Below are 22,065 nucleotides of genomic sequence, written 5' to 3' on the forward strand. Positions count from 1 at the left end.
CAACATCAACGAGATTTCCCATTCTAGGAATGCCAAATTCAAAGTAAACTTGACCATTTTCAAAATCTCGTGGTTGGTCTTTTAATATTTGAATTTGACTAACCCAAGTATTCCTTTGAAGTTCTTCTAATGCAAATGGATGATTAAAGTTTAATTCACCTAAAATATTAAACTTATCATCTACAAGAAACTCCTTATTTGAATTTGAATATTACGCTCATCTCATAAAAAAACATATACACTTTAAGCCGCAAAACCTCTTCCTTGCTCTGCTAATTCATAAAAATGCTTAAATATAACTTCTGATTTTTCAGCAAAAATATTTCTATCATAAGAAGAGGGAAGATCCTTGTGCAAAATTTTCTGTATTTCCCTTTTCACCATCTCTTGGGTTGCCTTTTCTTTATGCCATTCTTGAATTAAAATTTTATTCTTAGCATCAAATAAAATTTTGAGTAAATCTAATGCTGCTAGTTTTACATTTTTTTCTTCTGCTTTGGTCAACTTATCTTTTTTAAGCAAGTCAAACAATTCTTGCTCGGCTTCCGTCATTTCGTTTCTTGCCGCTCTTTCCTGTTCTTTTGTTAAATCTTCTGCCTGCTTAACCAACTCTTCATATGCTTCATCAATTGACAAACTGCCAGAATTATAATCTTCTATTATTTTTTCAAACCGACTTAAAAATGATCCTCTTGTTTTATTTTGAGACACCATTTGTTTGAGCTTAATTTCCATCAACTCTCTCAAATCAGCGAACTGAATGTTTTTATGTTTTTTATCTGGAAATTCAGCTCTTAACTTATTGAAATCTAATTTACTTAAATCAATTTGAGATGAATTATCTATTGTATATTCATAGCCCTGATCTCGCAAATCTCCTTTACCAATAACACTTGTATCTAATAACTCATCTATCTTTTTCTTTGTTCTTTCTATAGCTTCATCTTGATCGACATTTCTATCTACAACTTTTCGAAGATATTCAAAAACATCTCTAGCTTTTTTAATTTCTGGATGACCATAAATTTCTGGTTTAGCCGAATCGTACAGCCCTACAATTGTATTTACATATAAACCTAATTGCTTTCTATATTCATCTTTTTCCAATAACAAATTAGCGTATTCCTGAAATAATTCAACCTCTTTAAAACCTTTTTCTCCAAGATCTAGAATCTTATCAATATCTGCATTAATTTCCTTGCAAAATATTTTGGTTTCAATAATAGCCTGTTCTAAAAGTTCTAATAATTCCTCAACCTCTTTAACAGGAAATTCATCCAATTCATCTTCTGATTTTCCTTTCGATCCTTCAGCATAATCCGCTAATGCTTTTTTAAGATTTCTAAAAACTCCAAAGTAATCAACTACTAATCCATTTTTCTTACCTTCAATTACCCTATTAGCTCTTGCAATGGCTTGCATTAATGTGTGATTCTGTAAAGGTTTATCTAAATATAATGTTGATACTGCTGGTGCATCAAACCCAGTTAGCCACATGGCAGTTACAAAAACTATTCTATACGTGCTATTGGGATCTTTGAAATAATCTTCAATATTGCGCCCATCGTCATCAGGATAATCCATCAATTTCCTGTGTGGTGTTATATTTAGACCTTCCTTTTCAAAGGCTTCTTTCTCTTCCTTATCAGATCCTTCTTGACTCACTACAGCAGACATTCTTGTCTCTTCCATAAAAGTTATCGCTTCTTTATAGCGTTCCTTTATTTCAGTATCTTTTTCCTTGACTATCTTTTTTCTTAAATCTTTAATTTCTTCTTTTTGTGCTTGCTGAACAAATTCATACATTCTTACAGCTGTAAATTTATCAATACAAACAACCATAGCCTTCATTGGCTTTTTTTGTTTTTCATCATTGTAAACATTTAAGCGATATGGATAATGCTGTACAATATGCAGGGCAATTTCTCGTAACCTATCTTCTCTTTTTACAACATGAAGTAATGTTGAATATTCTCGATCTAATTGTTTCTTTCCCTCTTCAGTCAGGTTCTCATTTTCTAAAATCGTAGCGGCATCCCCAACTAAATCTTCATTTATTTGCTCAACTCTAGGGACACTTTTCTTATAATACAATGGCACTGTGGCTCCATCTTCAATACTTTGCGCAAAATTATATTCAGAGACGTAAGGTCCAAACCAATCTTTAGTTAACTCACTTCTTAACAATGGGGTGCCTGTAAAAGCAATATATTGTGCATTTGGTAAGGCAATGCGCATATTTTCGCCATATCCTTTATATTGTGTTCTATGAGCCTCATCAACAATAACAATCCAATCTTTTCTATCGGTTAATTGCGGATATGTCTTTCCTTTTTCTATACCGAACTTATGAATAAGACTAAAAACAAACGTTCTATTTGATTGTAAATATTCTTGCAGTGCATCTCGATTACTTGGTCTATAATAATTGGCCTTTTGATCTTTAGTCTCAATAATTATTTCAGTCTCTTGAAAATTACGATAGATTTGATCATCCAAATCTGTTCTGTCTGTAATTATTAAAAACGACCAGTTTCCTTCAATTTTACGTCTTATTTTTTGAGAAAAGAAAATCATAGAATATGATTTGCCTGAACCTTGTGTATGCCAAAAAACACCAAGTTTTCCCTTCTTATCATCTTTATAAATTAATGACTCTATAGCATTATTAACTCCTAAATATTGATGGTTTTTGGCAATAATTTTAACCTTGTTTTTATGATATAATATAAAGTTTTCAAAGTAATCTAAGATTTTATCTTTTTTACATAGCCCTTCACCAAATAGTTTTAAACTTAATCGTTTATTAATTTTTTCACTTTCCTTTTCTACTTCAATACGTGTTTTTTGATCATGAGAAACAGCAGTGTCTTCTAATTTTATCCAAGAGAAAAAATGTTCCCAAGGAGCATTGAAAGATCCTACACGTGTTTGAATACCATTAGAAATACAAACAAACATATTATACCAGAACAATTGAGGAATATCTCTTTGATAATCCTTTAAATTTTGATCATAGCCAACTTTTACTTTTTCGGTGGCATTTTTTAATTCTATCATTACAAGAGGTAAACCATTAACATATAGTATTAAATCTGGTCTTCTTGTAATGCCATCGGTTTGTAAATACTCTATGCTGAGTTGAGATACTACTAAAAAACCGTTGTTAGTTTCATCGTCAAAATCTAATACTTTTACGTACCCATTTTCTTCTCTACCTTCCTTATTTTGGTAAGAAACAGGAACACCATTTTTAATTAGATTGTAGATTTCTTTGTTAGCAATTACAGGTGTTAAACTTGCACGACTTTTGCATAACTCATCAACAGCAAACTCAATACATTCTTTGGGTAAATTGTCATTAAGCCTAATTAATGCTAATTTTAAATCGTCTTTTAAAACTACATCTTTTAAGCTATCCCTACCAATGAGTTTTTTCTCCCAAGCATTTATATGTTGGTAACCCAATATCAATTCAAAAAATTGAATATCGGCTTCTTCTATATGTGATTCGTTTAAAAATGCCATTAACTCAGATAATTAGATTGTAAAACTTTTGTACAAAATAGGATTGCTGTTTCTATTTTATCTGTTCCTTTTAACTCTTTTAGAATATAATAATCATCTTCCTTTTCCATATTAAACTCATTTATAATATATTGATGATTTTTTAAATTAACCAGATTATGGAGTTTAAAACAACCATAATCAACATAAAGTTTAATATCTTTTGGCAAACTCAAAAAACTCAACTCTTCTGAATATCTCCCATTGTAGTGTTTAACAATTTCTGTACTAAAACCACACTCAATTAACTTTTTTCTAATGGTTATTAAATATGGATTTAAATGATGTGACGCTAGGGGCTGTACTCCAGAATTCCCCAAACTATTAATATTGAATCCATCTTTATCATTCCAAGAAAATAGATTTAATCGGCCAAAATAAGGTGAGGTTATTTCTTTATATTTTATAAAATAATACCTCCAATCTTTATCTTCTGATGAATAGGCATTTAACATTTCATCTAATCTATCTAAGATGGCATCTTTTACTGAGTTAATATACTCGGTTAAAAATTGATTTAATATTTTTTTTGTGTTTTGTTTTTCATCTTCATTTGAAGGTGCTATAATTCTATTCCAATAGTCTTCTGTTCCAAAATACTTTATATACCCTAGTTTGGAATAATCGTGAGTAGTTACTGAAAAATCTCCTTTTGTTAAAAGTGCCCTTACCAATTCAGAATTACTGACTTTATCAAAATTCCATATTTCATAAAAGGCTTCTACTTTCTCTTCAAAATTCTCATCTTCAATAATAAAATTATCTGGAATACCATATACATAATTATGATCTTCTAACTTGTAGATGTTTTTTTCTATTTGCGGATTTTTAAGAAGTGAGTTTATTTTTTTCTTCTCTAATGTAAATGAGTCTTGCGTAAACCCTTTAAAGGAATTGTTCACAAAAGAGTGATATACCGCTTTTTCTTCAGTTATATTTTTAATAAAACCGTCAATAAATTGCACATAGCTATTGAAGTATGGTAAGCGTAAATTAGATATAACTTCAATACGTTTTGAAGTATTTATTTGCCTTACCCTTAAAAGCATATTTCTTAATATGCGAATAAAGTTAATGAGATCGTCTGTTGGTTGTGTTGTTTTAGTTTCGATTAAATACTTTAACAAGCCATAAAACAAGACTCTCAATAAAACCTCAAAAGAACTGTTTGTAAAAGACTTAAAAAATAAATCTGTATTGGTTTCTCCAAATAATTTCACCTTACCTATTTGATACTCATCAATACTGAAGATTGTATCGAAAAATAGTTTTTTATCCTTAATACCAACTAATAAATCTAAAGATTTAAAAAGAAAATCAACGTTCTTTTTTTTCGAGAATACCGTTTCAAGATATTCAAAATTTCGTTGAAAATCATCTTCCTTATTTTCTCTATAATGAAGCATTTCTGCGATGTAATAAAAAAAGTTCAGGAAATTATCATCTAAATTATCACGAGTATCTTTATAATCCCAAAATAAATCTGTCCACTTACCATCAACTTTGAATGAAAAATATTGTTGGTAAGTAACTTTACTGTTTTCGTACTCAATTTTTTCTTTATAATAATCTGAATTTTCATCGTTTAATACTTGAGAAAAAATAGCTTTGAAATTTTCAAAAGGTGTCAATGGTTTACCTCTTGAATTCATTTTTATATATAATTCATCTGTAAGTTTAAACTCTTCAGATTTTATATCTATGTAGTCAAAAGTTATTCTGTTTTCTTCAGTTAATTTATGCCAAACATTTTCGATACTGCACATTCTGGTGTGAATTGTGTCTATCATGTTCAACATGGCCTTAATTGTTGGATCATTGTTCCAAGAGGACATAAACCATGATGCATCAACAATTTTGTCTTTTAACGATTTCGTTTTGTTATCAAAAATCAGTGGGTTTTGCACTAGCTTTTCACAAAAACGTTTAGATGAAATTCTGGTTTCATAGGTAAAACCTAAAAGTAAAATTTCTGAGTTTTTGTCCCGACCATCTTTGAGAATCCCTTCTTTAATTGCAAAATACCAATGTATTAACCATAATGTCGTTAAACGTTGCTGACCATCTAACGGAATAAAATTTAAATTATCATTAGAATGCTTGGTTGTGTAACCGTAAACAAAATCTAAGTTTAGTTTTTTGTTTTCTTCTAATAAGTTGGATTTAATTTTATCAATAAAATCATTACGAACCTTTTCTTCAGAAGCTCTTCCTTGTGCGTAATCCCTTTGTATTAATGGGATTTTTACCGTGTTTTCTTCAAGTAATTTATATAGTGTATACCCCATTATCCTCTAATTTCTCACGAAATAATTATATGTTTTTACAATACTTTCTAAATAATCTTCTCTATCAGTATCTGTCCAGTAAGCATTATTTTGCGAATAACTTGTATACGCTTTTAAAAACACATTTCTAGAAGATACTGGTATATAAAACCCTTTTAATTCTCGTTGCTTTATTATTTCGCGTTTAACATCAAAAACGGCCTTGTTTAAGGCACTATTTGTATTAGCATCTAGTAAACACAAATTACTTATCAGGTGTTTGTTTTTATCATTGATACCAGATTCTGTATCTATTAAATCATAAACTTCATTGTAAATATCATCAAATTCATCTTGCTCTATTTCCTCTTTATTAGAAACTTTCTTCATTTTACTTAGAACCTTTTTAAACTTCTTTTTATTTAGTTTTTCAACCGATTTTATATGCTCTTTTAACCAAGATTTTTGATGATCTGCATTTGAAATAGCATCAGAGTTTCTAGCATGAATATGCTCTAAACTCCATTTTTCATTTTCCTTCGTTTTTTTGTAGAGGTTAAATGGAAATTTAGCCTTTTCCTTTTCTGATTTTTGAGTGGCCACAACGTTATGTAGAAATAAAATTCTTGTAATAAGCGGCTTGTCATTTCGCTTATTAACCTCATCTTCATAACAAAGATGTTTTAGTAGTAGAGGATGTTCCTTACCTTCATTATCGGTTATTATACCCGAAACTTTAATGACTTTAGAAATTTCTTCTTCTAAAAATACTACAAATTCCGTTTTGGTAAGTTTTTTAGAATTAGCAATATAGGCATCTATAATTCCAGCACCTTTTATTTCTATTAAATAACCTATATAATGGAATAACTCTCTATTATTAAACCATTCTTTAAAATATTCAAAGTAAGCAGTAATCTTATCCCAGATTTCTTTTACAACTTCTATTCTATGTTTTTGACGATTAGTAATTTGATCTTCTAAATAGGCAGCCAATATTAAAAATGTAGCGTGTTTTAAGTTTTTAGTTTCTAAATAATTGAATTCTTTTAAAAAATGATGTTCTTTTTCTATGGATTGTGCGATTGCATCAAAAATAAACTCAATGTGTGTTGGCTTTGTGTTGTCTTTATTGTTTAAGAAATACCAAAACTCTTCTTGTTGCAAAGTATATTCAATGCTATCCCATTCTGACGCTATTTCAAATAGCATCATTTTGATAAACTTTAAATCTTCTTTAGGATATTTATCACTTTGAAGCAATAACGCTTTTATCAACTCTGCATCAGTTAGCGGTATTTTACCCACATTTAGTCTAATAAAAACATCTATGGGATTAGTAGATTTAGGCACTTGATACCAAATGAAACGAATATTACGATTACCTAAACCATTATCGTCCAACAAAACAGGAATCATCTTACTTTTTGCTCCTGCATGATTATGAAACCAAGATTTAATGTAATTATAGCTTTTAGAAATATGATCGAAATCTATATTGGAATCATCTATTTTCTCTTTAAACTTTTTATCCTTTAAGAAAGATTCACTGTTTGGTCTTGTTTCGTACTTAAGCCTAAATAAAGGTTGATTATAACCATCTTCAAAACGTCTTTCTTCTAAAAACATTATAATTAAATACAATGTGGTTAATCGCTGTTGCCCATCTAGTACAATATATTTTTCTTCGATATCAACTCCTTCCTTTTGCACAACGATTGGCTGCAAACAATAAAACTCACCATTGTTTGATGTTTTGGTGAAATACCATATATCGTTTAGAAGTTCTGTAACCTCTTGTTCTCCCCATCGATAGCCACGTTGGTAGTGAGGTATAATAAAATCTTTATCAAAAAGAGCTATAAGTGGTTTTGTTTGACTCATTTAATTACTATATTATTCTTGAGGCTCTGCAGCCATATGTAATGTTTCTAACTCCAAATTTTCCACAGATAACTTACCACTTATTAAACGTGGTAATAATAAATCTCTAGTTTCTTGAAGTACTATATTTTTATCTGACAGAACGTGTATTTCTTTTATCATTGGAAAAACAATTTCTTCAAACGATTTTAATAAATCGTCAGTAGGTTTATTAATGGAATAATTTTGGACTTCATTCCAAGAAATCGTTGGCATTTTAGTGCCATTACTAAAGTTGATTGACCAATTAATAAATTGATTACTGAAAAATGTAAAAAGTGAATAACTTCTATAAATCTCTTTTTTAGGTCTAAAAATTAAAACAGAAACATTGGTTATTCCATTCTTATTAGCACTACTCACTTTATGAAAATACGACCTTATAGAACCAAACAAAATGTCATTTTCTTTAAATATTATACGTGATGATTCAAGTTCGCCAGAATCTCCAAACTGTGGAATTAAAAGACTTTTTCTCGGCATTCTAGATAAATCAAATATTCCTAAATGAAAATGCTCTTCTTCCTTATACTTTTCTTTTTTATTATGTACAATCTCTTTAATAGATTTTTTCTCCCATCCATCAGGAATAGCCCCTTTTGTTCCAGGAGCAACTTGCTTTCCGTCTTTATCTAAAAAGACCGCTTCGTTATACCCAGGAAAACGCAACCGTACAAACCACTCTTTGTAGATTTCTTCTGCCATGTCTTCTAAAAGCTTGATGCGTTGGTTGTTGTTTTCTATTAAATCATCGTAAGCAGAAAGAATGGAGGCTATTTTTTTTTGGGTTGAGGGATTTGGAAGATAACTAATTTTTAAACCTCGTATATCCTTCATGTTCAAATGAGCTACAGTTGCACCACTTGTTTTTGTCAAAATTTGACCTTGAGCCTCATTTCCTAACAAATAATAACAAAGATATCTTGAATCAACTTTATCATTATTAGGCCTAACCAAGACTGTCCTCTGTCCGAGACAAACTTTTAACCCTTCAGGAATAATAGCCACATTTCCAACTGGTGCCTCACGTGCAATAATTAAATCACCTCCTTTAGGCTTTCCTCTTTTTGTCCAGTCTTGATAAACTTCTTCAGAGACACGATTTACATCTTCTAAAATTAAGTTTCCTCTTCCAATATTTGGAGTTCTTATTGATGGATAACCCGTTTCTTGAGTAGGAGCTGTTTTATGCTCACAATCAATTATAAATTCACATAAATCATTTAAAATCATTCAACAAGACATTTTGAGTTAGCAATGATTTTATTTTCTAAGTCTTGACCACTTTCAACTAAAATCTTAAAATTATCTTGTAAGCTTTTGAATTTAGAATTAAACTCTTCTTTATTAATTAAATCATCTTCAAATACAACTCCAACATAACGTCCAGCATTTAAAGAATAATCTTGTTCTTCAGCATACTCTGTTTTATCCGCCATTTTACATAAACCCACTATATCTTCATATTTTGCTTCAGGAAAACGAGATTGTAACCAATTTATATTGTTAACCCAATAAGTTGCTTGTTCTGTAGCTTCTATATAGTTTTGTAAGGCCTCTTCTAAAGGTTTATCTGCTCTGCTTAAGCTGTTTATTGTCCAATCTTTATCTGTAGGTAACTTTAAGTTTTGGTCGGCTATTTTGTACAAATCTAAAAGTGTGTTAACATCTTGTTTAAGCGCATCTGCATTTAATTGGTTTTGGGTTACACTCCATTGCAAATGAGCTGCCGCCTCTAATTGCGCATCGTTTTCTAAAGGTGTATTTTCAATGGGGTGTGCTAAATTGCCCAACACCGTTTCATTTGTTTTTGCAATTGCCTTAGTAAAACTTTCCACTTTTTTAAAGAAATCTGTTTCTTTTAAGGCCTTTACTTTGGCAGGCGTACGTTGGGCATCTTTGGTATCTGCTACGTATTTCTTTAAACGTTTAATTAGCTTTTCAATTTGTGCCTCTAAAGCTTCCATTGCTGGTTCAACCTCATTTGCCGTTACAGCTGCTTGTTTTATATAGCTATATATTAATTCTAAATAGCGTTCTGTTTCACCACGATATAAACGCACAATAGCTGCTAAATTTTGTTGGTTTTCTGTGGTCCATTCTCTATGCGCACGATCAATTTGATTATACACATTACGTGCATCTAAAAACAAAATTTTGTCTTTACGTGCAGTATGTACTTTTTGCTTATCGAAAAACCATAAGGTTGCAGGCAATGTTACTGTTAAAAACATATTGGTTGGCATACTTACCATACAATCTACAATGCCAGAATCCACAATATTTTTACGAATGTCGTGTTCCGAATTACGGGCATCAGACGCTGAATTAGGCATAACAAAACCTGCACGCCCATTTTTATTTAAAGAAGTTGCAAAAAGTGAAATCCATAAGTAATTAGCATCACTTATTTTATCGTCGCTTTTTCCTTTGTTTTTTGGTAAACCATATTCGTAAAAACGCTTGTCGTTTTTAACGGTGCTTTCTTTTACCGATTTTACGTTAAATGGTGGATTAGCCATTACAAAATCAAACTTTCCATACCCATCATATGGATCGCTATCATAAGAGTTAGCTTCGGTAATTTCGCCACGTAAATTGTGCACCAGTAAGTTCATTTTTGCCAAACGAACGGTTTCTCCCATATACTCTTGCCCATAGACGTAAATATCGTTTAAGTCGTGACCTTCGTGTGCAATAAAATCAGCAGATTGTACAAACATACCACCAGAACCACAGGCTGGATCGTATATTTTACCTTTATAAGGTTCTATAACCTCAACAATAAAACGTACTACTGAAGTTGGCGTAAAGAACTCGCCACCTTTTTGGCCTTCGCTCATTGCAAACTTGCCCAGGAAGTATTCGTAAATTTTACCAAAAATATCTCCACTGGCATCCTTTGGGATGTCTGAAAATGTTTTTAAAAGTTGTGGTAAGATGTCATCTTTTTTCTTTTCAATTTCAAAATAGGCTTCAGTTGGCAGTACATCTTGAAACTTCGCATCTTGATGCTTCTCAATACCTTTCATAGCATCACGCAAGGCTTCAGCTCTTTTATTTCCCTTTAATTTCAATAAATAATCGTATCTCGCATTGTCCGGCAGATAGAAACCACATTTTGCAATAGCAACATCTTGAACAGGGCGTTCCATTCTGGTGCCTTTATCCTTTTGGTATTCTTTTAAGATTTCAGGTTCGTGTTGGCTATACTTATTTTCGGCAAACTTTAAGAATATTAATCCTAAAACGGGCACTGCATAATCTGATGCTTTTAATCCGCCATGTGCACGCAAGGCATTGGCAGAATCCCAAAGTTTTGCTTCTAAATCTTTTAATTGTTGATTGGTCATTTATATTTTATTCTTTTCTTTTAAATTAATTTAAAATCTTCACTTATATCTTTCATCATTTTTGCTAAAGGTCGTTTTAGTAAATCCTTGTCTTCAGTATAGTTACCGACAATAAAACGATCTATCATTTCTTTGGTTAAAGTAATGCCTTTATACTTTTTAAAAAAGGAGACAAGTTCTTTTTTTCTGCTAGAGTTATAGAATAAACCTTTTAAGTAAGTTTCTCCAACAACGTCTTTAAATTGTTGATACTGCGTCTCTACTTTAAACTCATTTTTATAGTTGCTTAATTTCTTTTCTATTTTTAGATCTCCAATATATTTTGCCCGAACATTTAATTGAAGTTCTATCATATTTTCGTTTTTATTGACATTTAAAAGAAATTGAGCCAGACTTTTACTGGTCGCTTTATATTTAGCTATCTCATCTAAACTATCTTCATATGGATGAATGTTATCTGCTATGTTATAAGGTTTATCAGATTTACTCATGTTACAACTCGCACAACATGGTATAAGATTATAATAGGACAAACTCAAATATGGATACACACTTTTAGGAAAAAAATGGTCTAAATGAAATAATAATTTTTTTTTAGAATTATGCTCAACAAACAAGGTATATTGAGTATTGCAATAGGTACATGTTTTAATATTTAAATTTTCAGCTAACCAAATTGCTTTTTTACTATCACGAAAACCCTTATAATTAAAAAGAGTTTCAATATCTAATCCTAACTTGTTAAGCTTTCCCTTCTTATTAATAATTTTTTTCTGATATCCTTTTGAAATAAATTCATTAATTATTTTCTCTAGATCTTTAGGCTCTGCCGTAAGTATATATTTAATATTAGTTTTTAGGTATTTAAAAATAACGCCACCACGATTCTTAGGGTTAGCTGCCAACCAATTATCGATTTTAGTTGTTAGAGCATATTTACTTCCTGGTTTCAAAAATAAATCAGCAAAATCATTTGCGTTCACTTTATTTTTATTGATCGTTATCATTTTGCCTTTTTATTTGATTTTCTAGATTCTCAATTCTTCTTCTCATAATAGATACATCAGAAAGATTTAATCTTTGCTCTCGCATAGATTCTAATTGCATTTTTAATATTGGCTCTCCGATAGCTTCAATGATGAAATTCACCTGTGCCATAACATCTTCAGTTAAATTAATCTCTTTGTTGTCAAGCGTTTCAATTACCCATTCAATTTTCTCCTTCGCAAATTCTCCAATAGTTCCTTTTTTCATGAAGAATGAATCTGATAAAAGCGAATATATATTTGCTCCAAATGTTTTTTCTCTTTCTAAATCCGCAATTTCAGCGTTTCCTGTTTCTGAATTCTTTTTCATAAAAATGACATTATTTTTAGGAATATCTGACAGTACAAATGGGCTATGAGTAATAAGAATTAATTGGACTTCCCTGTCGTGAAAAAGTTCACTTAGATAATCAATTGCCTTTTTAAAATAATTTCTTTGCCATTCAGGATGTAACGAAACTTCACCTTCATCAATATAAATAACGACGCTCTCAATGTGTCTGTGATAATGATCCTTTTCTATAAATAGCATCTCCTCCTTTGCCCAATAAAATCTTGAATAAAAATTTAATAAATTCTGTTCTCCAGAACTTAAATTATGGTCAAATTCATAATGGAAATGTAGTTGGTTTTTTAAAAGAGTTTTAGTTAGGGAAATTAATTCCTTAATAATTTTTTTGTTCTTGTCTGTTTTAATATTAAAGTGAATATTATTAAACAATTTAAATCTATCTTTTTCATTCTTATCCCAAGAGGCCGAATCCGAATTTTCAATTTCTTGTTTATATTCTGTCCAGTCTGCAACTTTGAACAATTCACTCAGGCTGGATTTTAAATTATTTAATTTCTTTCTTAATTTAGGATGATCCAAATTGTACTTTAACTCAAATATAAATTCGTCAAAAAAACCTATTGGAAATGTTGTCTTATGAATATTAATATATATCCTGAAAAATTGAATAAAAAATAAAACTCTAAATCGTTCCTTTTTTTGTTTTTCTGAAATTAAGTATGTATCATAAGCACTATTATCTTTTGCTTGTATTTTGAATCTTTCTAAATCCCAATGTCCAATATATTCTCTTTCTAAATCACGAAGTCTATCTAGATTAGACTTCATTAATTCTTCATTTTCACTTCTATCCTTATATGGATAAGGAGTTAAATTTAATAACTGATTATCTGATTCATGATCTATGGTAAGTATCATTTGATCTGAAAGTTGCTTTAACCAATTATTTATTTTATTGTAGTTTAAAACAAGATCGGATTCTCTAATTTTCTCATTTCTATAATAAGCATACAATAAATCTGTTTTTTCTCCTCTATCTTTGTATCTATAACCTATATTATATTTAGAAGAATTATACACATCATTATTCATCAAATAGTTTGTAGAAATATTAATAATATTATCAGATCCAGAGCGTAGATACAACATTTTAAAATTGGAATTTGGGCTGTAATAAATATATTTATTTTTCTCCATTTCATTCCAGCGTAATTCGCCTTGACCTTTATCTAGTGGATTATATTCATATTTTAATACTTTGTACCCTTTGTTCGTTAACTCACTTTGGTTTAAAATTTCAATTTCCTCTTGTACAAAAATTAAATCATCCAAAACAATTATTCCTTTACCTAGCATATATCGAGATAATCCATGACTGGTTACATGTGCAAGATTATAATTAAGGAACTCACTTAAGTTAGTCTTTCCTGATCCATTTTCTCCAACGATAGCAGTAATCCCTGATATATTATTAGGATAGAAATTTAATGGAATAACCTCCTCTCGATCTTTAATAATCAATTTTTGATTTTCAAATTGAAAATATTCTTTCCCTGAATGATTGAAGTTAAACTCAACATCAATAAGATTGTTATATTCTTTAATCCATGCATATTTTAAATTCATTTTATTAAATTTAATTAGTTCTATTCACTCCTTTTGAAATTGTAATTCCGGTAAAATTATCTTGACATCTACATTAGTGTCTTCCTTTTGCCAATAAACTAAATAATTAATCTCTGCGCTTTTTAAACAATAGCCTTTGCTATTAAATGCCATTATTTTTTCCTTAAAACTATTGGAAAACTTTACAATAATATTCCCCTTATCGTCTGAGCATCCATCAATACTCACTTTTAGTTTATTACCACTGATTAAGTCAGAAAGATGATGTTGATTTGAAATGTAATAGTCTAACCAAATATCCTTATGTGTTAAATGTAAAACCAACAGCTTGGAATCTTCATAACATAAATTGTCTATAACATGTTCTAAACCAGTGCAAGTAATATTATTTAAATAATTACCATTTAAGTGAATGGATAATTTTTGTTTAGCACGAGTCATGGCTACATAAAGTTGTCTTTTTTTCTCATCGGAATCTGGATTAAAATGATCCAGCATCAAAAAAACATTGTCAAACTCCTTTCCTTTTGCTTTGTGTATTGTAGATACAAATATTGTTTCTCCATTTGTGTTTATAAAATCTTCAAGTTTTGATTCTCTAATAAACACCTCAAAATCTGATAGGTACTTTCTCTTTGGATTACTTAGTTCAAATTCTTTAATAAGGTTAATACAAATGTCAATTTTTGTGCTTCCCTTGTAATTATCCCACAACTTTCTTTTAGCATCTTTCCAATTACTGTCGCTAATTATAATCGTATTATTTGTAGCGCTTAACTGTTCAATAAAATACCTTACTTCCAACAAATTATATAAACTAAAACCATCATTTGTTTGGATTAATTTAGCAGGTAAGCCATTTTTAATTAGTAGTCCCGTTATTTGTAAAGCTTCATTATTAGTTTGTGTTAAAACACAGGTTGTTCCAGAAAGGTCTGAAGTCAAAACATCCTGAATAGTTGGGTTTATTAAATGATCACTAGAATATTGGGTTACTTTAACTGATGCATTGTCTTTTTGATGCGCAATAATAGAAGTTTGTTTTAGCCGATGATTTATTGTCTCCACGAATTGATTGGTATATTCTACCAAATTACTTTTACTCCTAAAGTTTTCATTAAGCTCATATTTTTTAGCTTGATGTTGAATAATAAACTGTTCCAGGTATTTCGAACTTGCTCCTCTAAATTCATAAATATTTTGGTCATCATCCCCAACGGCAATAACCCTCATTTCATCATTTTGGGCCATTAACGTCTTAATAAGCTCGAATTCATGACAATCCATATCTTGAGCTTCATCGATAACTAAAACCAATTTAGTTATCTGATTAGATTCAATATCATTATTCTTGATTTTTTCGATGGCTAGCTTAATAATAGTATCTGACTTTTCTATTGATCCAACTTTGCCCAGTAAATCAAAACAATACGAGTGAAACGTTTTTATTTCAATAAAACTCGCTGCATTTCCGATTAATTGAAATAGTCTTTTTTTAAATTCAGAAGCTGCAGCTCTTGAAAACGTTACCATTAACAACTGTTCGTGTTTTATGTCTTCCATTAGTAATAGAGAAGCTAGTTTATGCACGAGCAGTTTTGTTTTTCCACTGCCAGGTCCAGCAACTACCGCAATATATGGGGAACTATTATCTTTAATAATATTTAATTGAATTGGAGAAAGTTCACCGAATAACTGTCTGAATTTTGCAGGAGTGATATTCCTGGTAATTTCTTTTTGCCTACTTACATTAAAGTATTTATTCAAAAAAGAGGAATAATTCAGTTGAAAATAATCTTCAACAAATTGTAAAGCTTCCTTATAATCGCTAATCATTTTATTAGCGTACTCACCAACAATATGAATTTGTTGGATTTTATTTTCATAAAACTGTTTAAGCTTCGTATAGTCTTCAGCTTTATAACGCTTTTTATTATCCCTTTCTAACCGCTCAATACTTAATTTATTATACACGACTAAAAACCCACCTTCTATTTTTAATGCATCAATTCTTGACAAATAGAATAATGCGTCTTCAATATCTGAAATTTGAATATTTAATTTAAAAAGAATACTTTCAAGTTCATATTCTTGTTTTAATTCATGCACCGAAAACTCAACAAGTATTTGTTCTTTTTGCAAATCATACGCCTCTATATTTTGACTACTTTTTTTAAATAAGTACTCAATAATAAACTTAGCTAATACATGTCTCTTCTCTAATTTGATTTTAAGTTCACTAATGGGATGATTTGCAACTATAGTAAAATGGTTATTTGAATAACCATCATTATTTCTTCTAATCCAATTTTTTATAGCCCAATAGTTAATTATTGTTTTAAGTTTATTGGGAGAAACATCCTTAAACCCCTCTTCTTCCGCTAGTTCATTAAGGCTTTTTAAATGAAAAGATTTTTCCGTTTCTTCTAATTGTGCTAAAAAAAAGTTTTCAATTTCACTAAAAACTAGAACGATTCCAAGTGAACGATTCATATTTTCACCCCTTTTAATAAAAGCCGTTAAATCCTTCGTATCAGCTAATATATTTTCCTCTCGAAGCAAATTAACCACATTAATTACTTCTTCTTTTAAAATCCCAAGATGATCTGAAATGTAATCAATTCTTGATTCCGCTGCTTCGTCATTTGCTTGTTTTCGGCTTTTACTTGAAAACAACTTTTTTATAATACGTATACCATGTTGTTTTTGTTTTTCATTAAAACGTTCTGATTTACTAATCTTTTCGATTGCTTCTTGTGCATTTTTAGATAATATACTAGTCGCAAATATTCTTGGCATATTTTGACCACGTTTAAGATATCCCGCTTCTTCTAGTGCTGCAATAGCAGTGGTAACTCTTGTTTCTATTTCAACAACATTATCGTCCCAACCTGCCTTTCTAGCAATTTCTAATGCTGAATTTGAAACATTAGAGCGAAATCTTGTGATGTCTTTAATTGCTTTCCAGATTTGTTGTATCTCTTTAATATTGAGTTTCGTTTGATTTAGTAAAATAAAGTGTTTACTTAAATCTTCTTCGTTATAAAGAACATAGCATTCTGCTGATATATTTTCATCCCGACCAGCTCTTCCTGCTTCCTGTACATAATTTTCTAGTGAATCTGATATTTCATAATGAATTACCATCCCTACGTCTTTCTTATCTACTCCCATACCAAAAGCAGACGTTGCGACCATAACCTGAACTTCACCTGATATAAATTTATCTTGATTCTCAGACTTTTCCTGTTTATCCATTTTACCATGGTATGGTTTTGCTAAATAACCATCATTCGATAGTCTTTCAGCTAACAGAAATGCCTTTCTGGTTCTGGAAACATATATTATTGTTGGGCATTGTTTGCCATCTATAAGATTACGAACGGTATTGTACTTTTCCTCTTCAGTATCCTTAGGAATAACTTTATAATTTAAGTTTGTTCGTGAAGCTTTGGAGCTAAAAGTCTCTAATCGAATAGTCAGCTTTTCCTGAAAATAGTTTTTGATATCTTCAATTACCATTTGTTTAGCTGTGGCAGTAAAACAAGATACAGGAATATTGTCTTCTAGATTTTTCTTTTCTTGTAACAGCTTTATAAAATCGCCAATATAAAGATAATCCACTCTAAAATCTTGACCCCAAGATGAAAAACAATGCGCCTCATCAATTACAAAACGAACTACATTTCGTTTAAGTAACAGATTTTCGATAGTTTTAGAACGTAAAGATTCAGGCGAAATATATAATATAGAGGCTGATCCATTTTCAACTCTTTCAAAAGATTTTGCCCTTTCAATTGGATCTAGTAAACCATTAATAGTAACAGCTTCGGTTATACCTGATTTTTCAAGATTATCAACTTGATCTTTCATTAGCGATTGAAGAGGCGAAATAACCACTGTTAATCCTCTCACATTCTCTCCACTCATTAATGCAGGAACTTGAAAAGTAATAGATTTTCCTCCCCCAGTTGGGAATACTGCTAAAAGTGATTTATTATTAATTGCTGCATTAACAGCTTCTTCTTGTAAAGGTTTACCATTATAAGTTCGGTAAGAATTAAATTTAAAATATTTTTCTAAACCAATTTTAGCATCCAATGCTTGATTGCAATAATGGCAACTAGTAATACATGGATTGTTTCGCAATAAAAACATCACCCGCTCAACATCAGGGTAATTTTTGACAACCCAAGGAGGCGTTATTGAATATCGACTATTTGTGTTAATTAATGCCAAACAATAAGCAAGTTCAACAGGGTTTTCATTAACAAGTTTTTCTATTTGAGCGTTCCAACAAATTTGAGATTTAAATCTTTCTTTTATTAGCTCTATTGTGTTTTTATATTGAAGCTCACATTCTAAAAATCTAAAAAATGGCGCAAATTCATTTACCCCTCCTAATAGTGCAAAAAAGATTTGTTTTAAATCATTATCCATGTCCATAAACACAGAAACCTCATCGTAAAAAAGATCTTTTGCTTTTATAGCATCATTCAAGGGATTATTTTGTTCTTCCGATTGTAATTTATCGTCTTTAAGTAATGCGTGATAAGGTGTTTTTGGAAAAAGCAGAGGAGAGAGGTATAATGTATCAATTGCATAATTGCTTGAAAAATCAATTTTCAATGTCTTTTCAAGATACGGTATATCATGTTTTAAAATATTGTGTCCACACACGTATTTATTACCATTGATATATTTTATTAAGTCATCTATCGAGTTGGAATGAAATAGTTGCCCTTCTTTATTAACAGCTCCTATATCTGTTATATTATTTCTTTTTGGGTCAATTTCAATGTCGATAAAAACTATGCCGCTCATTAATATTTAATAAATAATTTATTCTCGCTGGATACCCGTATTAATAACATTATAAGATTCTGAAATATGTCATATTTTAAAAAGGTAATCCAATTACATATTAGTAAATATATAAATTCTTATAGTAAAATACTGGCTTAAGTGAGCTAAATTATGATGATAATAGTTATTCTTTAAAATAAATTATTTTGTTACGGAATCTCCCTTTTGGCTTCCTCCACGAAGTACATTGTTTTGCATGTTGGACAAAATAGATAATACTCAAAATAATAAGTTTGGCCTTGCTTCGCCTTTTTGCTTTTTGGAGTTTTTTTAATTACTGAAGTATGGCATTTTCTACAACTATCACCTTCGTTCACAATGCTCTGTTCTTGGTAGTACTCAATATTTTCTAGATACTCTAAGTAGCCTTCATCCTTGATTTTATGTTCTGAGTTAATACCTTGATTAGCTAAAACATCACAGTGTTCATTTTCTTCATGACCTGCGTGTCCTTTTACCCAGTTAAATGTAACTTCATGTTTATCAATAACATCCAATAATCTTTCCCATAAATCCTTATTGAGCACTAAATTGCCTTTTTTACGAATCCAATTGTTCCTTTCCCAATTTACTGCCCAACCTTTTACTATACCATCAACAACATATTTGGAATCTGAGTACACTGTAACCTTTGCTTTGGTTTTTAGTTGTTCTAGCCCAAAAATAACGCCCATTAACTCCATACGATTATTTGTAGTTAATTCGTATCCCTGGAAGAACTCTTTTGATCTGCCTTTGTATGTTAGAATAACACCAAAACCACCTTTTCCTGGGTTAGGTTCAGCGCCACCGTCAGAATACAATTCAATATCTGGTATCTCTTTCCATTCTTTCATATGAATTGAGAGTTTTAATAAAGTAATATAATTTTACATAAATTGGTAGTTCAAATTTAATCATTTGCCCAAATTCTTAAAGCATTTGATAGTTCGGTCTCAAATGAATCTTTCTTATTGTTTTTTTCAAGCCAATCTGCAATCCAGTTAAAATCAATTACTAGATTTTCATTATTATGGTTAACGGGTTGTATGTAAATAATTTCTAATTCTTTATTTTTTCCATTGTATTTGTTATCCGCATCTAATAAACCCACTTGTTGTAATTTACTTTTTAAATGATTATATTTAGTAATATAAGTGCTAACATTTGAAATTTTTAGTATTCCATTTATGATGTTAGCAGTACCTAATTGTTTAGAATTATTTAAATACTCATCTTGTTTAGTCCTTCGTGAATTTGTATCCGTTTTAAACTCAATCAAATAATTTGTACCATTTTTTCCAACAGCAAAAAAATCTACTTTATACGATCTTTCGGCATATTTTGTATTTTCTAATTTTGGTTGAACTGTTCCTAATCGAATCGGCAATTCAGGAATGACGCCTTCAATTTTCTCTTTAAGAAAATCTGCCAATATAGGTTCTAGAAAATATCCAATTAAACTATCTATTCTAGGTTCGGCTTTGTAAGCTGGAAGTTTTTTCCAGTCTTTCATCATTTCAAAATATGCTTTCCAATCCATGATTATGATTTAATGTCATGATAAAATATTTTATCATGCCTAAAATAAATCATTCAATGAAGGTGTTTTATGACAAAAGTCACAAAATGCATAAAACTGTATATTAGCTTTAAACGTAAGTAATTGATGGGATAAGGAGAAGTAAATAAAATATTTAGGAACACATTTTTCGTAAAACTATATTTGGATCTTCTCCTAAAGTCAACTTTAGAATTTTAGATTGTAATCTCTTAATTCTAACATCATATTTATAATATTCCTCCCTGTTTTTATTTGACTCCTTTATATCGAGAAGTTCCTGCATTCTACTTTCAAGAGACACAATATTCATGAGTTTAGCAAATTGTTCCACATTTAGGTTTGGAACCCCTTGATTCCTTAAAACGCCGCTAAAGTATTTTGTGTATTTCATAGATTTACAAAGTTAAGAACAGAGTGTTTTAAGTCTTGCTTACCGTTGTAGTAATTCTATAACTTTTCTGAACAAGAATTTAAGCGATAAAAAATATTACAATATCATATAATTAGTGGGTTTTTTCTTTAAATTTGGACTTATAAAACTGAACATATAATGAGGATATGGTTAATTGGCTATATCCTAATTATTGTAAGCAAGCTGAACAAACGACATTAACTGAAATAACCTATGGCAAGAATCCCTATTGAAATTGAAAAAATAAAAAGAACTTACAGAAATGTTTTTTTAAAAGACAATATAGAAAGAGAATCGACAGAATATCTAATATCTGTAACTGAAAAAGGGCAGAATTGGAACAAAACTTTTCGTTGTGATTTAAAAGAATTAACAAAATTGCGTGATGAAATTTCGGAATTAATAGAATCAACAACAACAGCCGAAAAACTTGACATTACGAATGATAAAGCAAACATACTCGACAAACATTTTGCAGATGATGAACTTTGCCAAAATTGTAACTACAAATTAACAAACCATTGTCTTACTTGTATTTTCGACTTGCAAAGTCCTTTAGAAAGGAAATTATTCCTTGCCTTAAATAAAAATTATATTCGATTTGAGGCACAATATCCTCTGAATTGGAAAGGCGAAAATATAACTATTGCAGGAAAGACATATAACAATCCAAAAAACAACTTTAAGGAAGTACTAACTGTTGTGGACTTTTACATTGAGAAAAAAGATGTGAAATTATGTATTTACACAGATGGTCATACCTATCACGAAAGAACTGAAGAACAAGCTCAAAGAGATAAACGAATTGACAGAAAACTACAAGAGTTAGGTTTTCAAGTATTGAGATATACAGGAAAAGACGTTAATGAATGTACGGAAATAATAGTAGAGGAAATTAAAAAATGGATAGAAAAGCCAACTTACAAAACCGGGTAAAAAACATTGCTTATTTTAGTTTAACCCTTTGGTCGTTGCTTTGTTTGCTAGCATCTGATTTTCCTTCGGAAAATCCTCGCACTCAAACACGCAACGTTCCTTACACATCAACGTTTTATGCCATGCTGAAAAAGCCGACAGCACAAATAGCACATTTGGTTTTTGCCGACACACAGGCAAACGCTGAAAAACCAAATGAGCTATTTTTTGCCAACGCTAATAAAACATAAATGA

General features: G+C 30.3%; 13 protein-coding genes. 2 read left to right on the forward strand and 11 right to left on the reverse strand.

Going from position 1 to position 22,065, the window contains the following annotated elements:
* Positions 1-243 precede the first annotated feature (243 nt).
* The 11 genes from ACFQ0I_RS12975 to ACFQ0I_RS13025 form a co-directional block, all read right to left on the reverse strand.
* A complete protein-coding gene (locus ACFQ0I_RS12975; RefSeq protein ID WP_379942916.1) occupies positions 244-3,528 on the reverse strand; it encodes a type I restriction endonuclease subunit R in 3,285 nt (1,094 codons plus the stop codon).
* Positions 3,528-5,855 carry a DUF262 domain-containing protein gene (locus ACFQ0I_RS12980; RefSeq protein WP_379942918.1) on the reverse strand — a complete coding sequence of 776 codons (2,328 nt, stop codon included), beginning with the start codon at positions 5,853-5,855 and terminating at the stop codon, positions 3,528-3,530. Before ACFQ0I_RS12980 ends, ACFQ0I_RS12975 begins: the two co-directional genes overlap by 1 nt.
* 6 nt (positions 5,856-5,861) lie before the next feature.
* Entirely contained in the window at positions 5,862-7,718 is a 1,857-nt protein-coding gene (locus tag ACFQ0I_RS12985) for a DUF262 domain-containing protein (RefSeq protein ID WP_379942919.1), read from the reverse strand.
* A 12-nt stretch (positions 7,719-7,730) separates the two neighbouring features.
* Positions 7,731-8,990: a restriction endonuclease subunit S gene (locus ACFQ0I_RS12990; protein WP_379942920.1), complete on the reverse strand. Its 1,260-nt coding sequence runs from the start codon at positions 8,988-8,990 to the stop codon at positions 7,731-7,733.
* On the reverse strand, positions 8,987-11,110 hold the full coding sequence (locus ACFQ0I_RS12995) for a type I restriction-modification system subunit M (protein WP_379942922.1): 2,124 nt from the start codon (positions 11,108-11,110) through the stop codon (positions 8,987-8,989). The genes ACFQ0I_RS12990 and ACFQ0I_RS12995 overlap by 4 nt, the downstream gene beginning before the upstream one ends.
* 20 nt (positions 11,111-11,130) lie before the next feature.
* The gene (locus ACFQ0I_RS13000) at positions 11,131-12,117 is read right to left on the reverse strand and encodes a hypothetical protein (protein ID WP_379942923.1); all 987 of its coding nucleotides are present in this window, start codon (positions 12,115-12,117) and stop codon (positions 11,131-11,133) included.
* Entirely contained in the window at positions 12,101-14,074 is a 1,974-nt protein-coding gene (locus tag ACFQ0I_RS13005; RefSeq protein ID WP_379942924.1) for an AAA family ATPase, read from the reverse strand. The genes ACFQ0I_RS13000 and ACFQ0I_RS13005 overlap by 17 nt, the downstream gene beginning before the upstream one ends.
* A gap of 24 nt (positions 14,075-14,098) precedes the next feature.
* Entirely contained in the window at positions 14,099-18,898 is a 4,800-nt protein-coding gene (locus ACFQ0I_RS13010) for a RecQ family ATP-dependent DNA helicase (protein ID WP_379942925.1), read from the reverse strand.
* A 191-nt stretch (positions 18,899-19,089) separates the two neighbouring features.
* A complete protein-coding gene (gene rnhA / locus ACFQ0I_RS13015) occupies positions 19,090-19,776 on the reverse strand; it encodes a ribonuclease HI (RefSeq protein ID WP_379942927.1) in 687 nt (228 codons plus the stop codon).
* 56 nt (positions 19,777-19,832) lie between these two features.
* Positions 19,833-20,462, reverse strand: coding sequence for a hypothetical protein (locus tag ACFQ0I_RS13020; RefSeq protein WP_379942928.1), 630 nt, complete (start codon positions 20,460-20,462; stop codon positions 19,833-19,835).
* Between the two features lie 154 nt (positions 20,463-20,616).
* Positions 20,617-20,874: a hypothetical protein gene (locus ACFQ0I_RS13025; protein WP_379942929.1), complete on the reverse strand. Its 258-nt coding sequence runs from the start codon at positions 20,872-20,874 to the stop codon at positions 20,617-20,619.
* Between the two features lie 234 nt (positions 20,875-21,108).
* On the opposite strand from ACFQ0I_RS13025, the gene ACFQ0I_RS13030 reads away from it, so the two are divergent.
* Positions 21,109-21,831: an endonuclease domain-containing protein gene (locus ACFQ0I_RS13030; protein WP_379942930.1), complete on the forward strand. Its 723-nt coding sequence runs from the start codon at positions 21,109-21,111 to the stop codon at positions 21,829-21,831.
* The gene (locus ACFQ0I_RS13035; RefSeq protein WP_379942932.1) at positions 21,798-22,061 is read left to right on the forward strand and encodes a hypothetical protein; all 264 of its coding nucleotides are present in this window, start codon (positions 21,798-21,800) and stop codon (positions 22,059-22,061) included. Before ACFQ0I_RS13030 ends, ACFQ0I_RS13035 begins: the two co-directional genes overlap by 34 nt.
* Positions 22,062-22,065 lie beyond the last annotated feature (4 nt).

The sequence above is a fragment of the Mariniflexile aquimaris genome, assembly GCF_042676825.1.
Lineage (GTDB): Bacteria > Bacteroidota > Bacteroidia > Flavobacteriales > Flavobacteriaceae > Mariniflexile > Mariniflexile aquimaris.

What these genes read in the sequence shown, in the direction of transcription:
- ACFQ0I_RS13025 (WP_379942929.1), bottom strand. Translation starts at nt 20,874, where the DNA reads ATGAAATACACAAAATACTTTAGCGGCGTTTTAAGGAATCAAGGGGTT.
- ACFQ0I_RS12985 (WP_379942919.1), bottom strand. Translation starts at nt 7,718, where the DNA reads ATGAGTCAAACAAAACCACTTATAGCTCTTTTTGATAAAGATTTTATT.
- ACFQ0I_RS12980 (WP_379942918.1), bottom strand. Translation starts at nt 5,855, where the DNA reads ATGGGGTATACACTATATAAATTACTTGAAGAAAACACGGTAAAAATC.
- ACFQ0I_RS13035 (WP_379942932.1), top strand. Translation starts at nt 21,798, where the DNA reads ATGGATAGAAAAGCCAACTTACAAAACCGGGTAAAAAACATTGCTTAT.
- ACFQ0I_RS13005 (WP_379942924.1), bottom strand. Translation starts at nt 14,074, where the DNA reads ATGAATTTAAAATATGCATGGATTAAAGAATATAACAATCTTATTGAT.
- ACFQ0I_RS12990 (WP_379942920.1), bottom strand. Translation starts at nt 8,990, where the DNA reads ATGATTTTAAATGATTTATGTGAATTTATAATTGATTGTGAGCATAAA.
- rnhA (WP_379942927.1), bottom strand. Translation starts at nt 19,776, where the DNA reads ATGAAAGAATGGAAAGAGATACCAGATATTGAATTGTATTCTGACGGT.
- ACFQ0I_RS12995 (WP_379942922.1), bottom strand. Translation starts at nt 11,110, where the DNA reads ATGACCAATCAACAATTAAAAGATTTAGAAGCAAAACTTTGGGATTCT.
- ACFQ0I_RS13030 (WP_379942930.1), top strand. Translation starts at nt 21,109, where the DNA reads ATGGCAAGAATCCCTATTGAAATTGAAAAAATAAAAAGAACTTACAGA.
- ACFQ0I_RS13000 (WP_379942923.1), bottom strand. Translation starts at nt 12,117, where the DNA reads ATGATAACGATCAATAAAAATAAAGTGAACGCAAATGATTTTGCTGAT.
- ACFQ0I_RS13010 (WP_379942925.1), bottom strand. Translation starts at nt 18,898, where the DNA reads ATGAGCGGCATAGTTTTTATCGACATTGAAATTGACCCAAAAAGAAAT.
- ACFQ0I_RS12975 (WP_379942916.1), bottom strand. Translation starts at nt 3,528, where the DNA reads ATGGCATTTTTAAACGAATCACATATAGAAGAAGCCGATATTCAATTT.
- ACFQ0I_RS13020 (WP_379942928.1), bottom strand. Translation starts at nt 20,462, where the DNA reads ATGGATTGGAAAGCATATTTTGAAATGATGAAAGACTGGAAAAAACTT.